Annotated in this window: 24 protein-coding genes; 8 read left to right on the top strand and 16 right to left on the bottom strand. The window is 53.7% G+C overall.

All coding sequences use genetic code 11. The features are described from left to right. Positions 1–47: 47 nt before the first annotated feature. The 7 genes from R6U41_RS08070 to R6U41_RS08040 form a co-directional block, all read right to left on the bottom strand. Positions 48–980 carry an energy transducer TonB gene (locus R6U41_RS08070; RefSeq protein ID WP_410269324.1) on the bottom strand — a complete coding sequence of 311 codons (933 nt, stop codon included), beginning with the start codon at positions 978–980 and terminating at the stop codon, positions 48–50. 12 nt (positions 981–992) lie between these two features. Beyond that, entirely contained in the window at positions 993–1,424 is a 432-nt protein-coding gene (gene tolR / locus R6U41_RS08065) for a protein TolR (RefSeq protein WP_410269323.1), read from the bottom strand. Next, positions 1,421–2,152: a protein TolQ gene (tolQ, locus tag R6U41_RS08060; RefSeq protein WP_410269322.1), complete on the bottom strand. Its 732-nt coding sequence runs from the start codon at positions 2,150–2,152 to the stop codon at positions 1,421–1,423. The genes tolR and tolQ overlap by 4 nt, the downstream gene beginning before the upstream one ends. A 400-nt stretch (positions 2,153–2,552) precedes the next feature. Continuing rightward, positions 2,553–4,211, bottom strand: a complete 1,659-nt coding sequence (groL, locus tag R6U41_RS08055) for a chaperonin GroEL (RefSeq protein ID WP_410269321.1) — start codon at positions 4,209–4,211, stop codon at positions 2,553–2,555. Positions 4,212–4,273: 62 nt separating this feature from the next. Further along, a complete protein-coding gene (gene groES, locus R6U41_RS08050; protein ID WP_181550878.1) occupies positions 4,274–4,564 on the bottom strand; it encodes a co-chaperone GroES in 291 nt (96 codons plus the stop codon). 214 nt (positions 4,565–4,778) lie between these two features. Continuing rightward, positions 4,779–5,063 carry an FmdB family zinc ribbon protein gene (locus R6U41_RS08045; protein WP_410269320.1) on the bottom strand — a complete coding sequence of 95 codons (285 nt, stop codon included), beginning with the start codon at positions 5,061–5,063 and terminating at the stop codon, positions 4,779–4,781. A 165-nt stretch (positions 5,064–5,228) separates the two neighbouring features. Beyond that, positions 5,229–5,780, bottom strand: coding sequence for a hypothetical protein (locus R6U41_RS08040; RefSeq protein WP_410269319.1), 552 nt, complete (start codon positions 5,778–5,780; stop codon positions 5,229–5,231). 218 nt (positions 5,781–5,998) lie between these two features. Between R6U41_RS08040 and R6U41_RS08035 the strand changes: the two genes are divergently transcribed. Then, on the top strand, positions 5,999–6,097 hold the full coding sequence (locus tag R6U41_RS08035) for a 30S ribosomal protein bS22 (RefSeq protein ID WP_073474648.1): 99 nt from the start codon (positions 5,999–6,001) through the stop codon (positions 6,095–6,097). A gap of 127 nt (positions 6,098–6,224) precedes the next feature. Here the strand turns inward: R6U41_RS08035 and hflC are convergent, their stop codons facing one another. From hflC to acnA, 4 genes are all read right to left on the bottom strand, one after another. After that, complete coding sequence (hflC, locus tag R6U41_RS08030) at positions 6,225–7,217, bottom strand: protease modulator HflC (protein WP_410269318.1); 993 nt, start codon at positions 7,215–7,217, stop codon at positions 6,225–6,227. Continuing rightward, positions 7,204–8,280, bottom strand: a complete 1,077-nt coding sequence (hflK, locus tag R6U41_RS08025) for an FtsH protease activity modulator HflK (RefSeq protein WP_410269317.1) — start codon at positions 8,278–8,280, stop codon at positions 7,204–7,206. Before hflK ends, hflC begins: the two co-directional genes overlap by 14 nt. Positions 8,281–8,380: 100 nt before the next feature. Continuing rightward, positions 8,381–9,067 carry a hypothetical protein gene (locus tag R6U41_RS08020; protein ID WP_410269316.1) on the bottom strand — a complete coding sequence of 229 codons (687 nt, stop codon included), beginning with the start codon at positions 9,065–9,067 and terminating at the stop codon, positions 8,381–8,383. Between the two features lie 141 nt (positions 9,068–9,208). Continuing rightward, positions 9,209–11,977, bottom strand: coding sequence for an aconitate hydratase AcnA (gene acnA, locus R6U41_RS08015; RefSeq protein ID WP_410269315.1), 2,769 nt, complete (start codon positions 11,975–11,977; stop codon positions 9,209–9,211). Between the two features lie 294 nt (positions 11,978–12,271). On the opposite strand from acnA, the gene R6U41_RS08010 reads away from it, so the two are divergent. Next, positions 12,272–13,657, top strand: a complete 1,386-nt coding sequence (locus R6U41_RS08010) for a class II fumarate hydratase (RefSeq protein WP_410269314.1) — start codon at positions 12,272–12,274, stop codon at positions 13,655–13,657. A 26-nt stretch (positions 13,658–13,683) separates the two neighbouring features. Next, positions 13,684–14,868 (top strand): citrate/2-methylcitrate synthase, encoded by a 1,185-nt coding sequence (locus R6U41_RS08005; protein WP_410269313.1) that lies wholly within the window; start codon positions 13,684–13,686, stop codon positions 14,866–14,868. A gap of 91 nt (positions 14,869–14,959) precedes the next feature. On the opposite strand, the gene R6U41_RS08000 is transcribed toward R6U41_RS08005, so the two are convergent. Further along, positions 14,960–15,151 (bottom strand): ferredoxin, encoded by a 192-nt coding sequence (locus tag R6U41_RS08000; RefSeq protein ID WP_410269312.1) that lies wholly within the window; start codon positions 15,149–15,151, stop codon positions 14,960–14,962. Between the two features lie 100 nt (positions 15,152–15,251). Beyond that, positions 15,252–15,707: a universal stress protein gene (locus R6U41_RS07995; protein WP_410269311.1), complete on the bottom strand. Its 456-nt coding sequence runs from the start codon at positions 15,705–15,707 to the stop codon at positions 15,252–15,254. Positions 15,708–15,901: 194 nt separating this feature from the next. On the opposite strand from R6U41_RS07995, the gene R6U41_RS07990 reads away from it, so the two are divergent. Beyond that, the gene (locus R6U41_RS07990; RefSeq protein ID WP_410269310.1) at positions 15,902–16,114 is read left to right on the top strand and encodes a hypothetical protein; all 213 of its coding nucleotides are present in this window, start codon (positions 15,902–15,904) and stop codon (positions 16,112–16,114) included. Positions 16,115–16,393: 279 nt separating this feature from the next. On the opposite strand, the gene R6U41_RS07985 is transcribed toward R6U41_RS07990, so the two are convergent. Next, positions 16,394–17,557, bottom strand: a complete 1,164-nt coding sequence (locus tag R6U41_RS07985; protein ID WP_410269309.1) for a cysteine desulfurase family protein — start codon at positions 17,555–17,557, stop codon at positions 16,394–16,396. 63 nt (positions 17,558–17,620) lie between these two features. Beyond that, positions 17,621–18,139 carry a Fe-S cluster assembly scaffold protein NifU gene (gene nifU / locus R6U41_RS07980; protein WP_410269308.1) on the bottom strand — a complete coding sequence of 173 codons (519 nt, stop codon included), beginning with the start codon at positions 18,137–18,139 and terminating at the stop codon, positions 17,621–17,623. 301 nt (positions 18,140–18,440) lie between these two features. Between nifU and R6U41_RS07975 the strand changes: the two genes are divergently transcribed. The 4 genes from R6U41_RS07975 (at position 18,441) to R6U41_RS07960 (ending at position 21,957) form a co-directional block, all read left to right on the top strand. Continuing rightward, complete coding sequence (locus tag R6U41_RS07975) at positions 18,441–19,025, top strand: GAF domain-containing protein (protein ID WP_410269307.1); 585 nt, start codon at positions 18,441–18,443, stop codon at positions 19,023–19,025. A 144-nt stretch (positions 19,026–19,169) separates the two neighbouring features. Next, positions 19,170–20,639 (top strand): B12-binding domain-containing radical SAM protein, encoded by a 1,470-nt coding sequence (locus R6U41_RS07970; RefSeq protein ID WP_410269306.1) that lies wholly within the window; start codon positions 19,170–19,172, stop codon positions 20,637–20,639. Positions 20,640–20,728: 89 nt separating this feature from the next. After that, positions 20,729–21,646, top strand: coding sequence for an acyltransferase (locus R6U41_RS07965; RefSeq protein WP_410269305.1), 918 nt, complete (start codon positions 20,729–20,731; stop codon positions 21,644–21,646). Between the two features lie 5 nt (positions 21,647–21,651). Further along, positions 21,652–21,957: a hypothetical protein gene (locus tag R6U41_RS07960; RefSeq protein WP_410269304.1), complete on the top strand. Its 306-nt coding sequence runs from the start codon at positions 21,652–21,654 to the stop codon at positions 21,955–21,957. Here R6U41_RS07960 and R6U41_RS07955 read toward each other — a convergent pair. After that, entirely contained in the window at positions 21,938–22,318 is a 381-nt protein-coding gene (locus R6U41_RS07955) for a hypothetical protein (RefSeq protein ID WP_410269303.1), read from the bottom strand. The genes R6U41_RS07960 and R6U41_RS07955 overlap by 20 nt on opposite strands. Positions 22,319–22,417: the final 99 nt, after the last annotated feature.

The following is a 22,417-nucleotide window of genomic DNA, read 5'->3' as shown; positions in this document are numbered from 1 at the left end:
CTTTTTTGTTCATTCTTTAAACCTGACTGCCGCAGTCGGCCCAAGGGCTATTGCGCCAGGCCGCTGGGGGTGAAGCCCAGCATCAGATGATAATGCGGATAATCTTTGGGCAGGGGCGGCAGCGGATTGGCCTTCATCACGGTTTTATATGCTGACTCATCAAGATAAGCATTGCCGGATCGTTTTTCATACCAGACGTCAGCGATGGTGCCATCAGGCAAAATCTTGATGACCAGGCGGGTTTCCAGCCCCCTGCCGCCTCCGGCAAGTTCCGAAGAAAACGCCCAGTTGCGTTTCATTTTCACTGCCACCTCCGCCTGATAGATCTCCATAGAGCTGTAATCTTTGTTGCTGGCCGTTCCTGTGCCGGCCCGGTCTGAGTCCCCGCCCGAAACCCGGCCGCCGCCGGCAAGATCCCCGACCTGATTTTCCATTTCCGCGATCCTGTCCTGCAGGGATTTGGGCCGCTGGTCCCTGGACTTTTCCGAAAGCCGCCGAACCGCATCTTCGATCACTTTACGGGAATCCAGGGTTTTTTTCTTCAGGGAGGTTTTCACAGAGGGCTCGGACTCGGGTTCGACCAGGTCATAATCGGCTGCCACTTTTTTCTTTGACCCGGTTTTTACAGGAATCGGCCTGGCTTTCGGCATTTCTTCCTCCCCGGAGTCCGCTGAGGCCTGGTCTTGCTCCGAAAGTTCGGCATCATCCAAAGGCTCCGCCTCCTGACTCGAAGATGCGTCTTCTGAAGAAGCCTCCCCCGGGGGCGCCGGAATCTCGGGATTAAACCCCACCAGGTCGACGTTAATCGTCTCTGATGGATTGATCCGCGGCGAGTTTTCTCCAAAAGGGGAAAACACAAGGGCTCCCAGCAAAGCCAAGTGAATCAGCAGGGACACGCCAAAACAGGTCGCCCAGAAAAAAGGCGGCAGATCCTGTCTGTATCCGGACATGCTTTGGGATTGGGAAATTTTACCGGACATGGTAGACTTGCATCAATCCTGGTCGATTTCTTGCGCAGCGTCTGACTGTTGGGCAACCACTCCCAGCCGCTGTACGCCTGCGCTTTTGATTTCACTCATCACCATGACCACCCGGCCGTAGGAAACATTTTGGTCCGCCCGCAGAAACACTTCCGGGGAGCTGCGGTTTTCAAAAATTTTCTCCAGTTTTTCGCCCAGATTTTCCGCACCCACTTCCATATCATTGATATGCACGGCCCCGTTTTTATCAATGACCACCACCAAAGGTTCCTGCTCGGTATCCAGCTGCTGGACCGTTCGGGTCTCAGGCAGGGAAACATCCACCCCCTGCACCATCATTGGCGCCGCCACCATGAAAATAATCAGCAGCACCAGCATCACATCCACAAAGGGGGTGACATTGATGTCTGAAAGAAGCGAATCGCGGTTTTTCTCCTGCATCATCGGGCTGCCTCCCGGTATGCCAGATAATCACTTTCCACGATATTGACAAAATCTGAGGCAAAGCTTTCCATTTCCGATTCCAGGATTCGGATTTTCTGGGTAAAGTAATTATACCCGATCACTGCGGGAATGGCCACAGCCAGACCGGCGGCCGTAGCCACCAGGGCCTCGGAGATGCCGGGTGCCACCGCGGCCAGGCTGGTGGCCCCCTGCTGGTAGGCAATGCCGTGAAAGGAGTTCATAATCCCCCAGACCGTGCCGAAAAGGCCGATAAACGGGGAGATATTGCCGGCGGTGGCCAGAAACGGGACAAGCTGAATCAGCCGGAGGCTTTCCATGGTTACCGAACGATTCAGGCTCCGGCGAACGGTTTCCACGCCCATTGTTTTTCTGGCACCCGGAGACTCGCTGCGGTCTTCGGCTCCACCCGATGTCTTGGCGATCCGGTTGAGCTTTTTCAGTTCCATGTAGGCGGTTCGAAACATCCGGGCAACCGGACTGGCCGGCATGTTTTTGGCCTGGGCAAAAGCATTGGAAAAATCCCGTGTTTTCCAGAAATAATCAATAAATGCAGCAGACTGTTGATACGCCTTGCGCACCTGTACGTACTTGACAAAAATAATGGCCCAGGTGGCCACGGAAAACGCCAGCAGTAGCAGGATCACAAACTGCACCATCAACCCGGCATTGAGCATCATGGCGACAATATTGAGTTTATCAGGACTCATTTAAACCTCTTTCATTCATTGGAATAAATTGTATCAATTCGTTTTCCTCCCGTCATTATCCGAGTTTCTGCCTGGGTGTCAAGGATAATGACGGTTCAAGGTTTAAGGTTTAAGGTTTAACGTCAGGGACACAACCTTGAACATTGATGGCACCGTAAAAGGAAGCTGATTTCAGATGGCGCCGTAAAAAGTTCAAGATCAAGGCTTGCGCAATTTCGAAGAATGCAGCGTACTTATCGGTACGTGAAATTCTGAGAAATTGCGTGTAACGCAGATACTGGACTTTTACGGCGCTATCAACCTTAAACCTTGAACATAAAAACGCCTCCATGCACTTGATGCATGAAGGCGTTTTTGTTTGGTATCCGTTGGGGTATCAAAGCTACATGGGGTATCAGGGCTACATCATGCCGCCCATACCGCCCATACCGCCCATGCCGCCCATGCCGGCGCCGCCCATGCCGCCGCCGCCGTCACCCTTTTCATCGGGGATCTCGGCGATCATGGCCTCGGTGGTCAGCATGAGGGAGGCAACGCTTGCGGCATTCTGCAGGGCAAAGCGCACCACCTTGGTCGGGTCAATGACACCGGCCTTGATCAGGTCTTCGAAATCTCCAGTTTCGGCATTGTAGCCAAAGGAGCCTTTTTCCTTCTTGACCCGGTCGATGACAACAGAGCCTTCGTGGCCCGCGTTGTTGGAAATCTGGCGCAGGGGCTCTTCCAGAGCCCGGGTCACCACCTGCACGCCAAGCTGTTTTTCCACATCCAGCTTAATCTTCTCCAGGGCTGCAACACAGCGAACCAGCGCCACGCCGCCGCCGGGAACAATGCCTTCTTCCACGGCTGCCCGCGTTGCGTTCAATGCGTCCTCAACCCGGGCCTTCTTTTCCTTCATCTCGGTTTCAGTGGCGGCTCCAACGTTGATCACCGCAACACCGCCAACGAGTTTGGCCAGGCGCTCCTGGAGTTTTTCGCGGTCATAATCCGAGGTGGTATCATCGATCTGGGTCCGCAGCTGCTTGACGCGCTTTTCAATGTCTTTTTTGGCACCGGCGCCGTCGACAATGGTGGTATTGTCCTTATCAATGGAGACATGCTTGGCCCGGCCAAGATCATCCACGGTAATGCTTTCAAGCTTTATGCCCACATCCTCGGAAACCACCTGGCCGCCGGTGAGAATGGCAATGTCCTGGAGCATGGCCTTTCTGCGGTCGCCGAAACCGGGCGCCTTTACTGCAGCCACATTCAGGGTGCCGCGCAGCTTGTTGACCACCAGGGTGGCCAGGGCTTCGCCTTCAACGTCTTCTGCAATGATCAGAAGCGGTTTGCTCATCCTGGAAACCTGTTCGAGAATCGGCAGCAGGTCCTTCATGTTGCCGATTTTCTTTTCGCTGATCAGGATATAGGCGTCATCGAGATCCACGGTCATTTTTTCCGTGTCCGTGACAAAATAAGGGGAGGTGTAACCCCGGTCAAACTGCATGCCCTCGACCACTTCCAGGGTGGTCTCCATGGACTTGGCCTCTTCGACGGTGATCACGCCTTCCTTGCCGACCTTTTCCATGGCCTCGGCGATGATGTTGCCGATGGTTTCGTCATTATTTGCAGAAATGGTTCCGATCTGGGCGATTTCGCGCTGATCGTTGGCCGGATGGCTCAGGCTGGCCAATTCCTTTGTGGCGGCTTCCACGGCTTTTTCAATGCCTCGCTTTATCGACATTGGATTGTTGCCGGCAGCCACGAGCTTCTGGCCCTCGGAATAAATGGAGCGGGCGAGCACAGTTGCCGTTGTGGTTCCGTCACCGGCCATGTCACTGGTTTTGGAAGCCACTTCCTTGACCATCTGGGCGCCCATGTTTTCGAACTTGTCTTCGAGTTCGATCTCCTTGGCCACGGTCACACCGTCTTTGGTCACTGTGGGCGATCCCCAGGACTTTTCAATCACCACGTTTCGGCCACGGGGTCCCAGGGTTACAACCACCGCGTCTGCGAGTTTGCATACACCGTTTAACATCTTTTCACGGGCCTTATACCCGTACTTTATATCTTTTGCCGTCATATTCTACTCCTCCAGTTTCTGTTGTATTCCTCTTTTCCACAATCACTTCAAAGACGCAAAGCTTACTTTTCAATAATCCCCAGAATGTCGTCTTCACGCATGACCAAGTGCTCTTCTTCGTCAATTTTTACTTCCGTACCAGCATACTTGGCAAACAGTACGCGATCGCCCTGCTTTACCTGAAGGGCGATGCGCTTGCCGTCATCGCCGATCTTTCCGTCGCCCACGGCCACGACCTCGCCCTGGGCCGGTTTTTCCTTGGCGCTGTCAGGGATGATAATGCCGCCCTTGGTTTTGGATTCTTCTTCCAGCCGTTTTACCAAAATGCGATCATTTAACGGTTTGATCTTCATTGCCCACTTCTCCTTTTTGCTTCTGCCAGTTTCAATTTGTTGGTTGATGAAAAGACGTAAAACCCAATAAATTCAATATAATAAATCCGAATGCCGCCGCCGGATACAGTTATCATATCCACTTTTTCAATGCGGTCCATTTTCACAGGATTCGAATCGGTTTCAAACCCTTCCGGCTCTTTTTCTTACTTAATTGAAGGATACGCAAGCAGGTTTAATCGTCGCTTGCGCTGCTGCTGTTTTTCGGTTGTGCATCGGCCGACGCTTCTTTTGTTGAAGAATCGTCTTTTTTGCCGGAAGATGATGAAGAGGCACTGGCGCCGTTGGCATAATCGGTGGCATACCAGCCGGTTCCCTTCAAATGAAATGTACACTGGGAAATCCGCTTATGTAATATACCGGAACAATCAGGGCATTGGGTCAGGGGCTTTTCTGAGACCTTCTGCAGAATTTCATGTACCCTGCCACAGGCTTCGCATTCGTATTCATAGATTGGCATCGCTGAAATTTCTCCTGTTTTCAGAATGATACCTCGATAACAAGGCTTGATTGATGATCGATATCAATATAGTTCATAATTCCTGCTTGTCAAGACAAGCGGGAAAAATTTTTTGCTGCCGACGATCCTGTACAAGCCCTTTGCCGGCAAACCGAAAAATCACCATCAGCTCTTTTCGGCGGCTGTGAGCCAGTTCTCGTAAAACGCAAAAACCGGAGCCATGCCTTTTATCTTCCTGGGGGCAAGGATTTCATGGGTAATCCGGTGCACCCGGGCTTCCTCGGTCTGTTTTTGGTCATCCGGCACATCAAACCGCTGCTGAAAACGCTTAAACCGGACAACATGCACCAGTTCATGGCAGATCACATAGACAAGGAACGGATAAAGCGCCATTGCCGAATGCTTTTCCAAACAAGCGAGGATGGAATGATCCTGGACACAGATTTTGTAAAAATCCTGTGCGCTGGTGATGAGCACGGCATTCTGCTTTTCCGCGCGGTAACGAATGATCTGTGCGAAATGATCGGCCACGGTCTCCCGGGCCCCGAGATCGGCCGCGGTTTTCACATCATAATTGAGCTGACGAAGCTCGCTGGCCGATAGCTTATAATAATCGCTGACCAGATCTTCAGCCATGGCCACAGCATGGCTGACCACTGCCATTTGCTCAGGATCAAAAGTCGTCATAATAGGCTCGGATTTATTCAGGGCATCCATGGACGCTCCTGCGCCACAGGGTTTTGTGCAGACAGGGCACGATATTTGGAAAACATATGGACATCGTATGAAATATATGTTATTTTTTGATGATTCGCAAGTAGGATGTATATTTTAATCATCCTTTTGAATTGAACCGTACGATTTCGCCATCCGGCCCGTTGAAAATTGAAAAGGGCCCGCTGGATAAGACTTTTAAGCAGAAAGGAGGTGGGATATTGGGCAGTGTGATCAAAAAACGCAGAAAAAAGATGCGAAAGCACAAGCATCGCAAGCTACTCGCACGGACAAGGCATCAGAGACGCAAAGGGAAGTAGAACAATGATTTCACCTGCGTTCGTGTTCATGTATAAAAAGCCGGGAAACGCCAGTCATTGAACAGATTTCGCGCTTCCCGGCTTTTTTTGTTTTTATCCGGATGTGCATCCGGCCGAAGAAATCCGGCTACTCGGAATCGGATTTAAAATCATTTAAATATCGCAGAAATTCCGAATCCGTGGACAACACCAAGTCTGCGCCCTCCAGGGAGTTCTGGTACACCTCAAGGGACTGGAGAAAAGTGTAGAATTCCGCGTCCTTTTCAAAGGCCCGGGCATAGATCTTTGTGGCCTTTGCATCAGCCTCGCCCTTGATCTGCTCTGCCTTCCGGTATGCCCCGGACTGGATCTCCAGAAGATCGCGCTCCTTGTCACCCTCGATCTTTCTTGCCTCACCCTGGCCGATGGAGCGGATTTTTTCCGCCATCTGCTTTCGCTCGGCAATCATCCGGTTATAGACCGAATTGCGCACGCCCTTGACATAGTTGACCCGCTTGATTTTCACATCAATGATTTCAATGCCGAATTTTTCAAGCTTGGGCTGGGCTTCGTCAAGCATCATCTTTGTCAGCGTGGCCCGGCCCACCTTGATGTTATACTGGCGCCGGTCTTCTTCCTCGGTTTCCTCCACCACTTCCTTGATGGCCTCGCTTTTGACATCATCGAGTTCCTCCTGGTCAAGGGTGGTCATTTCCCGGTTGCTGTTTCTCACCGTCTCAATGAGCTCATGGGAGGTGACCACGTTTCTGACCGCGGGATTGATGATATCATCCAACCGGGCAAGGGCACTTTGGGTATCTGTGACGGTTCTGAAAAATGCCACCGGATCCACAATCCGCCACCTGGAAAAAGTATCAACCCATATGTAAGTCTTGTCCAGGGTCGGGATCTGGCCGGGCTGGCCGTCCCAGGCCTGGATGTTTCTGGGAAAATAATTGGCCTGCTGGATGAAGGGGATCAGAAATTTCAAACCCGGCTCGACCACGGGATCACCGATGACCCGCCCGAACTGGGTCACCACCACCTGCTCGGTTTCATCCACGGTATAGGCTGAAGACAGAAACACGAATCCGGCGATAATCAAAACAACAACAATTGCGATATATTTATTGGCCTGCATTGGGGACACCTTTTTTCAGTCCGAGATTAAGCAGGGGCAGAAGATTGTCCTGCTGTGAATCCACTACATACTTGTTGCCCAGCTTCGGCAGCACATTTTCCATCATTTCCAGGTAAAGCCGGCGGCGGGTAACATCCTTGGCCTCCATATAAGCCTCGTAGCGCGACAGGAACCGACCGGCATCACCCTCGGCCTGATTGATGCGGTTGATGGCATAACCCTTTGCGGTTTCAATGGTTTTTTCCGCCTGTCCCCGTGCACTGGGAATCACCTGGTTATAGTCCTTGCGGGCGTTGTAAATCACCTCTTCTTTTTCCTGGACCGCACGGTTGACCTCGTTGAAGGAATCCTGCACCGGTTCGGGAACGTTGGTGTTGCCCAGTTCCACGGTAACGATCTCAATGCCCGTCTCCGCCTCGTTTAAATCCTTCTGCAGCCGCACACTGGCCGCCACGGCGATTTCCTCGCGCTTGCTGATCACCTCGTTGATGCTGCGGTCGCCGACCACCAGACGCATGGAGGCCTCTGCCATGTCCCGGATCAACTGGCGCACATCCGCCACCTTAAACAGGTAGTTGTACGGATCGTTGATCCTGTACTGCACAATCCAGGGAACCAGGCCGACGTTGAGATCGCCTGTGAGCATCATGGCCACTTCGATTTCGTCATTGCTGACGCCGAAACTCCGGGAATCTGACAGTTCATCCGCCTTAAGACCGAATTCTTCGGTATAAACCCGCTTGGTTTTAACCTTTGTCACTTTTTCAATACCCGCGGGCAGCTTGAAGTGAAGTCCGGACTGGGTGGTTTTGGAAAATTCGCCGAACCGCTGTATCACCCCTACTTCGTTGGTCTGCACAGTGTAAACCATGGTGGAGCCCGCCAGGAGAACCAGCAGGGCCACAATAATCAGAATCCATACCCCGGAAAATTTGAAGTTTTTAAATTTGTTAATAATATCGTCTACCTGCGGCGGCCGGGGGCCTGACCCGCCGGTGCCGGAGCCGTTTGTCCGGCTGCGCTCCTTCTGTCGCTGCTGGAGCTTTTCCCAGTCCCAGTTCATGAATGAAACTCCTGTGATGATTTCAAAAGGTTTAAAAACGTTTGCCCATTTCTATAAAAGGCCGCATGCCCCGTCAAGGAAAAAGCACAAAAAAAGCAGTTCAGACACGGGATTGACGTTTTTGCGCAGCGCAATGCAGGGCCCGGCCCTGATAAAGGGCTTCAAGACACTTGTTGCAGGAAATACAGGCAGGGGTTTGAAAATCGCCGGATTTCCAGCGGCGGATCAAATCCGGTTCCCGGATCAGGGGGCGGGAAATGGCGATAAAATATGCATGGGCAGCATGGAGCTGGACTGCGTCAAACCCTGCCGTCTTTGCCCTTGCCGTGGCAGCGCCAAAGGCCCCGGCAATCTCTTGGATCTCATTTTGTGGCAGGCTTCTGTACTTTTTTTTGAAATACGGGTCATCTTCGGCTGCCGAAGGACCGGCTGCAATCTGATTGCGGGTTTTTAAGAATCCGGCTGCCTCGCGTCCGGCATGAAACAACTGAACCGCAATTTTTGCGCCTTTTGCATGCACCGCCGCAGTCAGTTGCTGCAATCCGTCAATGCAGGAATCCTCTGCAATGGAATTCTGATATGCCGAGATCCGGCCTGATTCGTGCGCATAGGCAATTCCGGTGACAATCAGGCCTGTGCCGCCGGCGGCCAGATCTTCAAACAAAGACACCTGGGCCGATGTGACCCGGCCCTGTTTATCCGCGCAACCGTCATATGTGGCAGACCGGACGAACCTGTTTGGCACTTCAAGTTTTCCGATTTTCCCCGGTTGAAACAAAACGCTCACAAACACCCCGCCGGACCCTGCCTTTGAGCAGACCCAAATCCTGCTGCCATCAATCTTTTTCAAAAAAGCTTTTTTTTCCGTACATATAAAAATTATTATAGCCCAATTGCCGCAGGCTTGCAACAACTGACCGAAAAACGGCTACATTTGCCGGAGCACATAGGGCAAAATGCCGCCGTGGCGGAAATATTCGATTTCCATGGAGGAATCCAGCCGGGCCCGGACTTCAAAATTTTTTACCCGGCTGCCGTCTGATTCCGCCTCCACGGTAAGGACCGGGTTTGGTGCGGAAATGTCTTTGAGCCCGCGGAGGCATAACACTTCTTCGCCGGTCAGCTCCAGGGTTTCAGCGTTTTGGTTTTCTATAAACTGCAAGGGCAGCACCCCCATGGCAACCAGGTTGCTTCGATGGATTCGCTCAAAACTTTGGGCAATCACCGCGCGCACCCCCAGCAGCAATGTTCCCTTGGCGGCCCAGTCCCGGGAGCTGCCGGATCCGTATTCCTTGCCGGCCAGAATGATCAGCGGCGTGTTTTCCTGCTGGTATTTCATGGCCGCATCATAGATGGAAAGGGTCTCACCCGTTGGCAGATGCCGGGTCCAGCCGCCTTCGGTATCCGGCACCAGCCGGTTTTGCAGCCGCGCATTGGCAAAGGTGCCGCGCATCATCACCTCATGGTTGCCGCGCCTGGAGCCGTAGGAATTAAAATCCTTTTTCTCCACCCCGTTTTCCTTTAAATATTTCCCTGCCGGGGAATCTTCGGCAATGGCCCCGGCCGGCGAGATGTGATCGGTGGTGATGGTATCGCCCAGCACGGCCAGCACCCGGGCGGATTCAATATCTGTCATATCCGGGGGCTCTGGTGTCATGTTGTCAAAAAACGGCGGCTTGCGCAGATAGGTGGAGTCCGAATCCCAGGCATAGATTTCACTGTCGGTGATTTCCACCTTTTTCCAGTTCTCGTCGCCGGAATAAACATCGGCATAGCGCTGCGAAAACATGGAAGGGGCCAGATGCTGCATAACCGAGTCGATTTCCGCATCGTCGGGCCAGATGTCTTTGAGATAAACCGGCTCGTTGTTGCCGTCATGGCCGATGGGATCGTTTTGCAAATCAATGTTGACCGTGCCGGCCAGTGCGTAAGCCACCACCAGCATGGGAGAGGCCAGATAATTGGCCCGGGTCAGCGGATTGATGCGCCCCTCGTAATTGCGGTTGCCGCTTAAAACCGAGGAAGCCACAAGGCTTTGATCCCGGATCACCCCGGCCACATCCTCCTGCAGCGGCCCGGAGTTGCCGATGCAGGTGGTGCACCCATAGGCAGCCACGTGAAAGCGCAGAGCCTCAAGGTACGGCATCAGACCCGATACCTCCAAATAATCGGTCACCACCCGGGAACCCGGGGCCAGACTGGTTTTCACCCATGGACGCACCTGGAGCCCTTGTTCCACAGCCTTTTTGGCCATCAGGCCGGCTCCCAGAAGCACCTCCGGATTGGAGGTGTTGGTGCAGCTGGTAATGGCGGCAATCACCACGGATCCGTGATCCAGGAAAAAACTCTGAAACGGCCGTTTGACAAAAACCCCCTGGCTGTCCAGGGGTTTTCTGTGAACCATCCTGCCCTGGAATTGTTCCTCACCGGCCACGGCTCCGCCCTCTGCCTCCCACCTGGGGTCTTTTTCCGCCCGGGTGTTTTTGGAAAAAATCTCATCAAAATCATGCTGAAACTGCTGTTTCATTTCAGACAGGGCAATTCTGTCCTGGGGGCGCCTGGGCCCGGCCAGACAGGGCTCCACGGTGTCCAAATCCAGCTGCATGATATCTGAAAACCCGGGTGTCGGGCTTTGATCTTCCAGAAAAAGGCCCTGGGCCCTGAGATATTGCCGGGCCAGATCCACCTGATCCCGGGATCGGCCGGTAAAGGCCAGGTACTTGAGGGTTTGCTCATCCACCGGGAAAAACGTGGTGGTGGCCCCGAACTCGGGGGTCATGTTGGCGATTGTGGCCCGGTCGGGAACCGTCAACCGCGACAACCCTTGTCCGAAAAATTCGATAAATTGGCCCACCACGCCCTTTTTCCGCAGCATTTGGGTGATGGTCAGCACAAGGTCCGTGGCTGTCACACCGGGCCGGAGCCGGCCGGTGAGCTCAAAGCCCAGTACCGGGGGGGCGAGCATGTAATAGGGCTGGCCCAGCATCACGGCTTCAGCCTCGATTCCCCCCACACCCCAGCCGAGCACGCCGATTGCATTGATCATGGTGGTGTGCGAATCCAGGCCCACCAGGGTATCGGGATAGATGATGGATCTGTCCGCTGTTTGCCGGCTCATCACCACCCGGCCCAGGTATTCCAGGTTCACCTGATGGCAGATGCCGGTGGCAGGAGGCACCACATTGAAATTTTCAAATGAGTTCTGCCCCCATTTTAAAAAGGTATAGCGTTCCTGATTGCGCTCGAATTCCTTTTCCGCATTGACGCCAAAGGCGGAACTGGCACCGAACCGGTCCACCTGCACGGAATGATCGATCACCAGTTCAACCGGGATCTGCGGATTGATCTGACCCGGCCTGCCGCCCAAACCGGAAATGGCATCGCGCATGGCCGCCAGATCCACCACCGAGGGCACGCCCGTGAAATCCTGCATCAGCACCCGGGCGGGCTTATAGGGAATATCGTCTTTGGGTATGTTCCGGGCTGACCATTGGGCCAGGGACCGGATATGACTTTCTGTCACCTGGCTGCCGTCTTCATTGCGAAGCAGGTTTTCCAGCAGAATCCTTATGGAAAACGGCATGGCTGCCAGGTCGATGGACAGCTTTTCAGCCAGGGCCGGAAGGCTCCAGAAATCATAGGTCTGGTCCCGGAAAGACAGGGTATCTAGGATATCAAATGAATTGCCGGTGGTCATGGCCTCCCCCTTGACGGTTTGAATTTCAGATTAAAGGTTGCAGGTTGGATGCTGCAGGATACAAGGTTTATCTCAGTTGGCGGGGCAATGCGCTGCCGCCCCGCACCCGGATCCTTCCTTTAAATAAATATTAGCATGATCACAGATCCGGCAAAAATTTATAAAAATCTGATTTATATTGGACAAAACCGATGTCAAAGACCATATTTGGAAGTGTTCAGAATAAATCACCGACACTTGAACATGAAAACCGGGGCCGGCACAAGGATTTGGCCCTGAATTGGATGAAACACCATGGACCTTGATTTCAGACAGGAGACAGACAGTCTCGGCACCGTCGCAGTGCCGGCCGAAGCCTATTACGGAGCCCAGACCCGGCGGGCCATGGACCATTTTACCATCAGCGGCCGGATTCTGCCCATGGAGATCATTTATGTGCTGGCAAGGATCAAAAAGGCGGCAGCCGGGGTCAATGCGCAGCTGGGCGAAATTCCGGCCGGCTACGGCGAGACGATCGCCAGGGCTGCAGACGAAATCATCGGCGGCAGCCTTGATGACCAGTTTGTGGTGGATGTGTTTCAAACCGGCTCAGGCACGTCTGCGAACATGAACGTCAACGAGGTGATCGCCACCCGTTCAAACCAGATCCTGACCGGCAAAAAAAACACAAAATCACCGGTGCATCCCAATGATCACGTAAACCGCGGGCAGTCCACAAACGATTTGATGCCCTCAGCCATCCATATTTGTGCACGGATGCTGATCCGCGACCGGCTTTTGCCGGCAGTCGACGCCATGGAACAGGCCCTGACAGAAAAGGCGCAGCAATTTTCAGGTATCCGGAAAATCGGACGGACCCATTTGCAGGATGCGGTGGTCATGACACTGGGCCAGGAATTTTCCGGGTACGCGGCTCAAATGGCACTGGCGCGCCAGCGCCTCGAAGGTATCGGCCCGCGGCTTTCCCGGCTCGCCCTGGGGGGCACGGCCGTGGGCACCGGGTTAAATGCGCACCCGGAATTGGCAAAGCGCGTGATCGCAGCGGTTTCCCGGGAAACCGGAATTGAGTTTGCCGAGGCCGACAATCATTTCGAGGCCCAGTCCGCCTGCGATACGGTTGTGGAGACCAGCGGGGTGTTAAAAACCGTTGCAGTCAGTATTTCCAAAATTGCAAACGACATCCGGCTGCTTGCATCCGGTCCCAGGTGCGGGCTCGGCGAAATCCGGCTGCCGGCCCTGCTGCCGGGATCCTCGATAATGCCCGGCAAGGTCAATCCTGTTATGTGTGAAGCGGCCGTGCAAGCCTCGGCCCACGTGATCGGAAACGATACCGCACTGACCCAGGCCGGCCAGGGAGGCTATTTTCAGCTCAATCTCATGCTACCCCTTGCCGCCTTCAACCTCGTTGAATCCATCAACATCCTGGCCAACGCCGCCCGGGGGCTGGCTGAAAAATGCATATCCGGCATTGAAGCCAATGAAAGCAAGTGCGAACAAAACATCCGGCAGAGCCTGGCCGTGGTAACCGGACTGGTGCCGCATATCGGCTATGACCGGGCCGCTCAAATTGCCGCCTGGGCATACGGAACCGGAAAAACAATAGAGGAAATTGCAGCAGAAGAAAACGTGCTGCCTGAAGACCAACTGCAAAAGGCCCTTTACGACAATAGCAAACCTTGAACATCGAAGCAATCAGGGAGGAATAAATGACAGAACCCGGCGATATCATCAATACCGGCCTGCGGGGGGTGCCTGTGGCCAGCACCCGGATCTGCCTTGTCGACGGCAAATCCGGAAAACTTGTCTACCGCGGCTACAATATAAAAGAGCTGGCACAGTATGCCTCATTTGAGGAAGTGATTTACCTCCTGCTTTTTGAACACCTTCCCCCGCAGCAAGAGCTGGCGGACTTCAAAGACCTGATCGCCGCGCAAACCCGGATTCCGGAACAGCTTCTGACCGCCATGAAAACCAGGCCGGCAACTTCGGCGCCAATGGATATTCTCCAGGCCTGCGTGCCCATGCTGGCCAACCATGACCCCGAGGCCGGGGACCTGAGCCGGGAGAAAGCCATGCATACGGCCATCGGCCTGATTGCAAAATTTCCGGCCATCATGGCGGCCTGGCACCGGATCAGAAACGGCCTGGAGCCCCTGGTCCCGAAACCGGAACTGAGTCATGCCGCCAATTTCCTTTTCATGCTCACAGGTGAAACACCTGACCCGGAAACCGCAAGATTCATGGATACCTGCCTGGTGCTCCACGCAGAGCACTCTTTTAACGCATCCACGTTTTCCGCCCGGCAGGTGGCTTCCAGCCGCGCACACATGTATGCGGCCGCTGCCGCCGGCGTGGGCTCGCTTTCCGGGGAACTGCACGGCGGAGCCAATGCCCGGGTCATGCAGATGCTGCTCGATATCGGCTCGCCGGATCGGGTGGACGAGTACGTGGAATCCAGGCTAAAGGCCGGACAAAAGGTCATGGGCATGGGCCATGCGGTTTACAAAAACGGGGATCCCCGTGCCGCGATCCTGGCGCCCATGTCCAGGCAGATGGGCGAAAAAACCGGAAATCTGAAATGGTATGAACTCGGCGAGGCTGTGCGCAAAAAAGCCGCGGAAGTCTTCCGGGAACTCAAGGGCGCGGAGATCTATCCCAACGTGGATTTCTACTCCGCCACCACCTATTACGCCATGGGCCTTCCCATCGACCTGTTTACCCCCGTTTTTGCCATATCCAGAATATCGGGCTGGTGCGCCCATATCATAGAAGAGCAGTTTGCCGGCGCAGCGCCCAAGCCGGCCCTGTACCGGCCGGCATCCGAGTATGTGGGCGAATACTGCGGCCCGGAGGAATGCGAATTTGTTCCCATGGAAAAACGGCCGTCCTGACCGCGCAAAACTACCGGAACCCATAAAAAAGGCCGGCGCTTTGCAGAAGCCGGCCTTTTTTTATGGTTCAATTTTAGGGTTCAAATGGTGCTTATTCCTCCCAGTAAATGCATTCTGTGGGACAGGAATCAATGGCCTCCTGGATTTCGTCTTCAGGGCCGCCTTCGGGTTTGATCACATAGGCCTTCTCCGTGTCCTCGTCAAAGCCGAACACCTCGGGACACAGTTCCACACAGCTCTCACAGCCCTCACACTCGTCCGTGTTGATTTCCACCTTTGCCATACTGACCTCCCCTTGAGTGAAAGATTAAAAGGATTTGACCGGTTAAACCCAATATGTTGATATAAAACAGATATGTCAACACCCTTTTTCCGCCAGGGCATCACCCCTTTTCAGGATTTTCCACCGGGATGGTGGTCACCGGGACGGGCGAATGCTTTGTCACCCGCTCGGCAACACTGCCGTAATCAAAGGCACCGCTTTTGCCCCGGGTGGCCATGACCACCAGGTCCACCTTTTCCTGGTCAATGAGCTTTAAAATTTCTGCCGCCGGATCACCTACAGCCACATGCTTGATATACAAAGGGCAGCCTTCCAGGTGATTGGCACAAATCTGGTCAAGATTCTGTTTGGCCTTCTGCCGTGTCTTTTCCATGAGTTTTTCCACGTGCTGGGATTCAAAATCCCCGTACCATCCCTGATGATGAATGATATCTTCGAGCACGTGCAGCACATGCACCTCTGCTCCATAATTCTGACTCAGGGACTGCACATGCGGCAAAGCCGCCTCCGCACTGCCCGAAAAATCCGTGGGCCACAACACTTTCCGTATTTCCATACCCATGCCTCCTTGTGCTCGCAAATGTTCCATTGCCGGTTTATGTCAAAACATAATCCTTTACACGGATTTGTCACGGACAGACATGAATTGCCGGAATTTTTTGTCTCTTTGGACATGGATGCTTATCTTTGTTTTTGAAAACAGAAACCAGCAACTGAAAAATTTAACATGCATCACAAGGAGGCTTGAAAATGGCAGAACAGACCACTCCCCAGCATTGTCCAGGATTCCAGCAGTTTAAAAATTTAAGTGCATTTACCTGCAAATGCCCGGAATGCGGGGCGGATGTGGAAATTTTTTCCGATGAATTTGACCGGCCCCACAAGTGCCACAAATGCAACACAACAATCGACTTTACCCAGTGCAGCATTGAAGCCTCGGGCAAAACCGACCAGCCCAGCTAAGACGAAAAAGCCCTTTCCTGCTCGGGAAAGGGCTTTTTTCAATGTTCAACGTTCAAAGTTCAACGTTCAAGGTTCAGGGCATCAGAGCGGCAAGCCAAAAACATTGAACTTAAAGCCTTGATGGTTTCGTAAAAAGTAAGTTTCCAGATGGCGCCGTAAAAAGTTCAAGATCAAGGCTTGCGCGATTGCCGAAGAATGCAGCGTACTTACCCGTACGTGAAATTCTGAGGAATCGCGCGTAACGCAGATATTGAACTTTTTACGGCGCCATCTAAACAATCATTTCTGATACAGGGGCGACATGGAACGAAGGGTTTTGACCACCCCGGAAAGCGTGGAGAGCAGCTTTTGCAGATCATCTTTGGTATTGTCAATGCCCCATGCAATCACCAGGGTACCCTGGGCATCTGAATGACTCAGCCCCAAAGACAGCAGTACGTGAGAGGCCCGCAGCGAACCCGTGGCACAGGCCGACTTGGTGGACACGGCCAGGTTTTCCTCATCGAGCATCAGCATCACGCTTTCGCCCTCGATATACTTGAGTGACACATTGAGCAGATTGGGCAGGCTGTGATCCAGGTTGGTGTTGATAATATATTCATCCACGTATTGGGGCAGCTGCTCCACCAGATATTTTTTCAGATCCGCCAGATGCGTCCGGCGCTGTTCCATTTGGGCGGCAGCCAGTTGGGCGGCCTTTCCCATTCCGATAATGCCGATGAGGTTCTCGGTGCCGGCCCGCTTGTTATGCTCCTGAACCCCTCCGTCGAGCAGAGGAAAAATCCGGGTGCCCCGGCGAATATACAGGCCGCCCGCACCCGTGGGCCCGTAAATAGGATTGGAGGCAAAGCTTAGCAGGTCTGCGTTTAACGCCTGCACATCCACTGGCACAACCCCAACGGAATCCACGGCATCACAGTGAAACAGCACCTTGTTTTCCCGGGCAATGGCGCCGATCTCCGCTATGGGCTGGATGGTGCCGGTTTCATTGTTGCTGTGCATTACTGATATCAGGACGGTCTGGTCTGTTATGGCGTCTGCCACGGCAGCCGGATCCACCCGGCCCGATTCGTCAACCGACAGGGAAGTCACCTTGAATCCCTGGGCGGAAAGCCGCTTTAAGCTGCGGATCACCGAGTTGTGCTCAATATTGGTTGTAATGATATGATTGCCCTTCTCCCGGTTGGCCATGGCCGCACCCTTGACAGCGTGGTTGACCGATTCGGTGCCCCCGGAGGTAAACACGACTTCTTTGGGATCGGCGGCATTGATCAGGTCAGCCACATTCTGCCTGGCCTGGGCCAGCATTTCCGCAGATTTTTCCCCGGCTTTGTGCTGGCTTGAAGGATTGTGCAGATCACTGTTGATCGCCTCAATCATCGCCTCCTTGACTTCCGGCAGAAGCGGATTAAACGAAATATGGTCCAGATTGATCACATTCATCAAAAAACTCCCTTTGCGCTGTTGATTCCCCTGCATTGAACCTTTTCCGAATGTCCTAAATTTTTAATGCTCCTCGGTCAGATCCCGCTGGCAGGCCTCGCAGAAAGTGGCTTTCTCATCGAGTTCCACGTCGCAGTAGGGGCAATAGCAGGACTGGCCGTCTCCGTGCTCGTGTTTTTCCTCTCTTTCCGCCTTGGGGCGCACAATGCCGGCCTTTTTGTCATCGTAATCCTGAATGGCCATATGCAGGGCGTCCGCCCCCAGGTTGGAGCAGTGCAGCTTGTTTTTGGGCAGCCCCTCCAAGGCTTCGGCCACATCCTTGTTGCTGATCTTACGCGCCTCATCCAGGGTTTTTCCCCTGGCCATTTCCGTGAGCATGCTCGATACCGCAATGGCCGAACCGCAGCCGAAGGTCTGAAACTTTATATCTGAAATCCGCTGATCTTTCTCATCGATTTTCAAATAAATGGTCATCATGTCCCCGCACAGGGGATTGCCAACTTCGCCCACCCCGTCGGGATTTTCAATGACCCCCACATTTCTCGGATTTTTAAAATGATCCATGACGACTTGGTTATACATATGCTTTTCCTCCGTAGTGTATGGTTATCCGTGCTATTTTAGAATAATCATAAAGCCGGTTTTGTAAAGCCGGCAGCGGCAAACCGCAAAATTTCCACCAGCCTCTGTTTGACCTGCGGCCCGGGGGCTATTATTTTATATATAAACAGATTTCTTTTTTCAAACACTCTTCTCCGGCTCCCGCTCAGCTGACAGATGCGTTGCTGCTTTTTTGGTTTTGTGTTCTATCCCCGGGCTTTCATCTCCGGTGTAAACCAACACCGGTATTATATACAATCTTTGAAACCACAAAGGGGGGAAAATGAAAAAACAACTCATGAATTACGAAACCCTGCTGAAAGTCACCAACGCCATTTCCCATTCCAAGGACCCGGAGGAGGTTGTGCTCATGGCCGTGGAAAACATTGCCAGGGCGCTGGAAGTCAAGGGATGCGCACTTTTTCTGGTCAACCGGGAAACCCGGGAACTGGAGCTGGCCGCATCCTTTGGATTGAGTGACAACTATGTCAACAAGGGGCCCTTAAGCGCCTTGAAATCCATCTCCGAATCCCTGGAGCACGGGCCCGTGGCCATCTTTGACGTATCTGACGACCCCCGGATTCAGTATCCGGATGAAGCCAGGCAGGAAGGCATTTCATCCATCCTCTCGGTTCCGGTGATGATCGGCGGCCGCTCCATCGGGGTGCTTCGGGTATACACCGCCGAGCCTTGGGAATTTACCCTGGAGGATGTCAATTTTGTCCAGGCCGTGGGCAGCATCACGGGCATGGCCCTTGATATGGCCCGCCACTACAAGGGCATGAAGCAAAGCATTGACCTGCTTCGGACCATGCGGGATCCGGCCAAACGCAAATCCTCCGGCGGCCCGGCTCACGACACAGCCTGATTCTAAGGAGGATGAAGGGGGGCAAACCTTGCCCCCCCTTCTACCCCTTTCCTGATCCCCCTGTGTCTGATATGGATAAACTACGAGAATGGATCAATGATATCCACATCCATAAATGACACAGCTGCCGGACAGGGAAAATAAATGCGCATTGTACTGGTTCATCCGGCCGGATCCAACTGGATGCCCGGCAAAAAAGACGTCAGCGCCACGGCCAACCGCATGGCCCCGTTGGGTCTGCTTTCCATAGCGGCCTACCTGGAACGTGATGGGCACACGGTGTTTGTCCATGATTGCCTGGGGCCAAAGGCATCACCGGAACCCGGGGTCAACGTCGATGCAATTCTAAGCCGGAAGCCCGATCTGGTGGGATTTTCAGCCACCACCTCCGGGTTTCCCGACGGCTATGAAATGGCCTGCCGGATCAAAAAGCAGGCCCCTGGCGTTGAGATCATTTTCGGCGGTGTTCATGTATCGGCCCTGGGTGCAAGGCTGCTGGAGGATTTCGACCAAATCGATTATCTGTGCATGAACGAAGGCGAACAAACCCTGGCAAAACTGGCATCCGGGACAAACCCGGCGCAAATTCCCGGCCTGATCCGGCGGGAAAACAACCGGGTCGTTGAAAACCCGGGGCAGGCCTTTCTGCCGGATCTTGACGCACTGCCCTTTCCGACTTATGAAAAACTGGCCGGATTTCCCAAAGGCTACAATCTGCCGCTTTTCAGCTACATCAAAGCCCCGGGCGCCACCATGGTCACCAGCCGGGGCTGTCCATATCAGTGCTCCTACTGCGACCGATCAGTTTTCAAAAACCGGTTCCGGTACAATTCCGCAGAATACATCTATGAGCATATGCGCTATATGCGCACCCGCTTTGGGATTCGCCATTTAAACATCTACGACGACCTGTTTACCCTCCGGCGCGACCGCATTGCCCATTTGTGCGATCTGCTGGCTGCCAAACCCCTGGACATGCAGTTTAACTGCGCCGTACGCGTGGGCCACACAGACGACGAGCTGCTTGAGATGCTCAAGGCGGCCGGATGCCTCATGGTGTCTCTGGGCATTGAAACCGGTGATCCGGATCTGCTGGAAGTCCATAAACCCGGGGTCTACCTTGATGCGGTCAAAGATACGGTCCTGCGGATTCAGGCCGCAAGGCTGCGGGCCAAGGGCCTGTTCATGATGGGACTGCCCGGGGAAAGCGTTGAATCGATCCGCAAAACCAGTGATTTTGTCATGTCTTTGGGCTTAGATGACATGAACATGGCCAAGTTTACCCCGTTTCACGGGGCCCCGGTCTGGAAGACCATTGCCGACCACGGCGCTCTGGAAGAGGACTGGCGAAAAATGAACTGCCTGAATTTTGTTTTTATCCCGTCGGAAATCGGCTCCAGACAAGTGCTTGACCGGCTCTACAACGAACATGTCAAACGGTTTTACTCAGATCCCTGCTGGCGGAAAAAATTTACCCGCCGGCTGTGGCAGCACCGCCACAGCCTGTGGCGCATGGCCAGACATCTGCCGGACATGCTTTCGGCCATGCGCTCCTTTGAAAATCCGCCCGGGGAAAAAGTTCGAAGTGACCTGACCTGCGGCCCGCGGGCTTGATTTTTATTCCGTGTCTGTGATATCGGAAAATATTTCAGCAACCTCTGATATCAACTGATATCAATCGAAACTGCCACAGAGGAGCGCCTATGTTGGGATTTCTGCCCGGCCCGCTCCGCGGCGTCATTGCCCTGCTTTTATATACCGGCAACACCGTGGGCGGCTTTTTGACCCTCCTGCCTTTTGTTATTCTCAAAACCCTGATACCCCATGAAGGCATCCGCCACTTTCTCACCCGAATCCTGACAGCCATTGCCTGGATCTGGATTTACATCAACAGCCTTATCCTGCGCATAACCCAGGATATCGCCTGGGACGTGGAGGGAGTGGACGGATTTGATTCAACAGCCTCTTACCTGGTGCTTTCCAATCACCGCTCCTGGGCTGATATTCTGGTGCTGCAGCACGTATGGAAACGCCGGATTCCCTTTCTCAAGTTTTTTCTCAAGCGCCAGCTGATCTGGGTTCCGCTTCTGGGGATTGCGTGGTGGGCCCTGGATTTTCCTTTCATGAAGCGCTATTCAAAACAGTTTCTGGAAAAACATCCGGAATTAAAGGGAAAGGATCTGGAAACCACCCGCAAATACTGCGAAAAATTCAAGAAATCGCCAATATCAGTGATCAATTTCGTGGAAGGCACCCGTTTTGACGAAAAAAAGCGTCAATACCAAAACTCGCCCTACCAACACCTGCTAAAGCCCCGGGCCGGCGGTGTGGCAACGGTGCTTTCGGCCATGGGAGACAACCTGGAGGCCATTATCGACGTGACCCTGGTGTATCCCGAAAACAAGGCCCCGCTGCCTTTCTGGGACTTTCTCAAGGGGAAAATACCCCGGGTGGTGATGCGGGCCGAACGCATGGAAATTCCCCGGGAATTTGTGCGGCCCGGTGCTGAAACCGACCCGGAATTCAGGCAGCGTTTCCAGGACTGGCTAAACGCCCTGTGGGATGAAAAGGACCGGCAGATCGCAGAAATTCTTCAGAAATATGCCCAGGCAAAGGAATGAAACCCATGACCCGACAGGCATCCAATCTCAAGCAGACATTTACATTCACAGACTTTCTGGCATGGACAGCCTTGGCCCTGATTCCCGTGTTAACGGCCATCCATTGCATTTCCCGGGATTCCATGATCTGGACGGGGATATATACACTGGTGGCAGCCGCCTGTTTGGTTGCAGTGCACCGGTTTTTCTGCACCCATTGCCCCCCTTACAGCAACGCCGGCAAAACCACCCGGTGCATGTTTATCCAAGGACTCCCGGCTTTTTTCAAGCCCCGGCCCGGGGCCTGCATAATCAAGACCCAGGGTGCCTGACCGAGCCAGCAAAAACCGGCCACCCTCTCCGGGGGACGGCCGCTGCCAAGCCATGTGCCGTGGGAATGTGTCTGCTTCTGCTCCAAAACGGCCAGTTCCAGCGGATCACCGGTTGCCCCCAGCTGGCGGCGGCCTTCCATGGCCTTGCTGTGGGCGAGGTACCGGGAACCTCTGTGAGCCCGCCGTCGGGAAACACCAAGGGAATGGAAATATGCCGGGTATAGCTCTCCACAATGAAAAAGGAAAGGCTTGCGGTGATCAGGCCGATCATCACGGAACGGAAAAACAAAAGGGCCACGATTTTGCCGTACATGGCCTCGGGTTCGAAAAACAGGAAATAGACGATCAGGGCCGCGGGCACAACGATATAGACCGCCAGGTTCGCAGCCGCCCAGATTTTGACAATCTCGTAAAAAGTAAATTTTTGGATGGCGCGGTAAAAAGCTTTTTACGGTGCCAT

The organism is Desulfosalsimonas sp. (genome assembly GCF_046483245.1).
Classification (GTDB): domain Bacteria; phylum Desulfobacterota; class Desulfobacteria; order Desulfobacterales; family Desulfosalsimonadaceae; genus Desulfosalsimonas.
Note: the sequence above shows the minus strand (reverse complement) of the source record. Positions and strands in the feature narration are given on the sequence as shown.

Bases quoted from the DNA above. Each gene is read 5' to 3' on its own strand.
- R6U41_RS07975 (WP_410269307.1), top strand. From the start codon at position 18,441: ATGAAAAAACAACTCATGAATTACGAAACCCTGCTGAAAGTCACCAAC.
- groL (WP_410269321.1), bottom strand. From the start codon at position 4,211: ATGACGGCAAAAGATATAAAGTACGGGTATAAGGCCCGTGAAAAGATG.
- tolQ (WP_410269322.1), bottom strand. From the start codon at position 2,152: ATGAGTCCTGATAAACTCAATATTGTCGCCATGATGCTCAATGCCGGG.
- R6U41_RS08005 (WP_410269313.1), top strand. From the start codon at position 13,684: ATGACAGAACCCGGCGATATCATCAATACCGGCCTGCGGGGGGTGCCT.
- groES (WP_181550878.1), bottom strand. From the start codon at position 4,564: ATGAAGATCAAACCGTTAAATGATCGCATTTTGGTAAAACGGCTGGAA.
- R6U41_RS07970 (WP_410269306.1), top strand. From the start codon at position 19,170: ATGCGCATTGTACTGGTTCATCCGGCCGGATCCAACTGGATGCCCGGC.
- R6U41_RS07960 (WP_410269304.1), top strand. From the start codon at position 21,652: ATGACCCGACAGGCATCCAATCTCAAGCAGACATTTACATTCACAGAC.
- hflK (WP_410269317.1), bottom strand. From the start codon at position 8,280: ATGAACTGGGACTGGGAAAAGCTCCAGCAGCGACAGAAGGAGCGCAGC.
- R6U41_RS08045 (WP_410269320.1), bottom strand. From the start codon at position 5,063: ATGCCAATCTATGAATACGAATGCGAAGCCTGTGGCAGGGTACATGAA.
- acnA (WP_410269315.1), bottom strand. From the start codon at position 11,977: ATGACCACCGGCAATTCATTTGATATCCTAGATACCCTGTCTTTCCGG.
- R6U41_RS08000 (WP_410269312.1), bottom strand. From the start codon at position 15,151: ATGGCAAAGGTGGAAATCAACACGGACGAGTGTGAGGGCTGTGAGAGC.
- R6U41_RS08070 (WP_410269324.1), bottom strand. From the start codon at position 980: ATGTCCGGTAAAATTTCCCAATCCCAAAGCATGTCCGGATACAGACAG.
- tolR (WP_410269323.1), bottom strand. From the start codon at position 1,424: ATGATGCAGGAGAAAAACCGCGATTCGCTTCTTTCAGACATCAATGTC.
- R6U41_RS07995 (WP_410269311.1), bottom strand. From the start codon at position 15,707: ATGGAAATACGGAAAGTGTTGTGGCCCACGGATTTTTCGGGCAGTGCG.
- R6U41_RS07985 (WP_410269309.1), bottom strand. From the start codon at position 17,557: ATGAATGTGATCAATCTGGACCATATTTCGTTTAATCCGCTTCTGCCG.
- hflC (WP_410269318.1), bottom strand. From the start codon at position 7,217: ATGCAGGCCAATAAATATATCGCAATTGTTGTTGTTTTGATTATCGCC.
- R6U41_RS07965 (WP_410269305.1), top strand. From the start codon at position 20,729: ATGTTGGGATTTCTGCCCGGCCCGCTCCGCGGCGTCATTGCCCTGCTT.
- R6U41_RS08040 (WP_410269319.1), bottom strand. From the start codon at position 5,780: ATGGATGCCCTGAATAAATCCGAGCCTATTATGACGACTTTTGATCCT.
- R6U41_RS07990 (WP_410269310.1), top strand. From the start codon at position 15,902: ATGGCAGAACAGACCACTCCCCAGCATTGTCCAGGATTCCAGCAGTTT.
- nifU (WP_410269308.1), bottom strand. From the start codon at position 18,139: ATGTATAACCAAGTCGTCATGGATCATTTTAAAAATCCGAGAAATGTG.
- R6U41_RS08010 (WP_410269314.1), top strand. From the start codon at position 12,272: ATGGACCTTGATTTCAGACAGGAGACAGACAGTCTCGGCACCGTCGCA.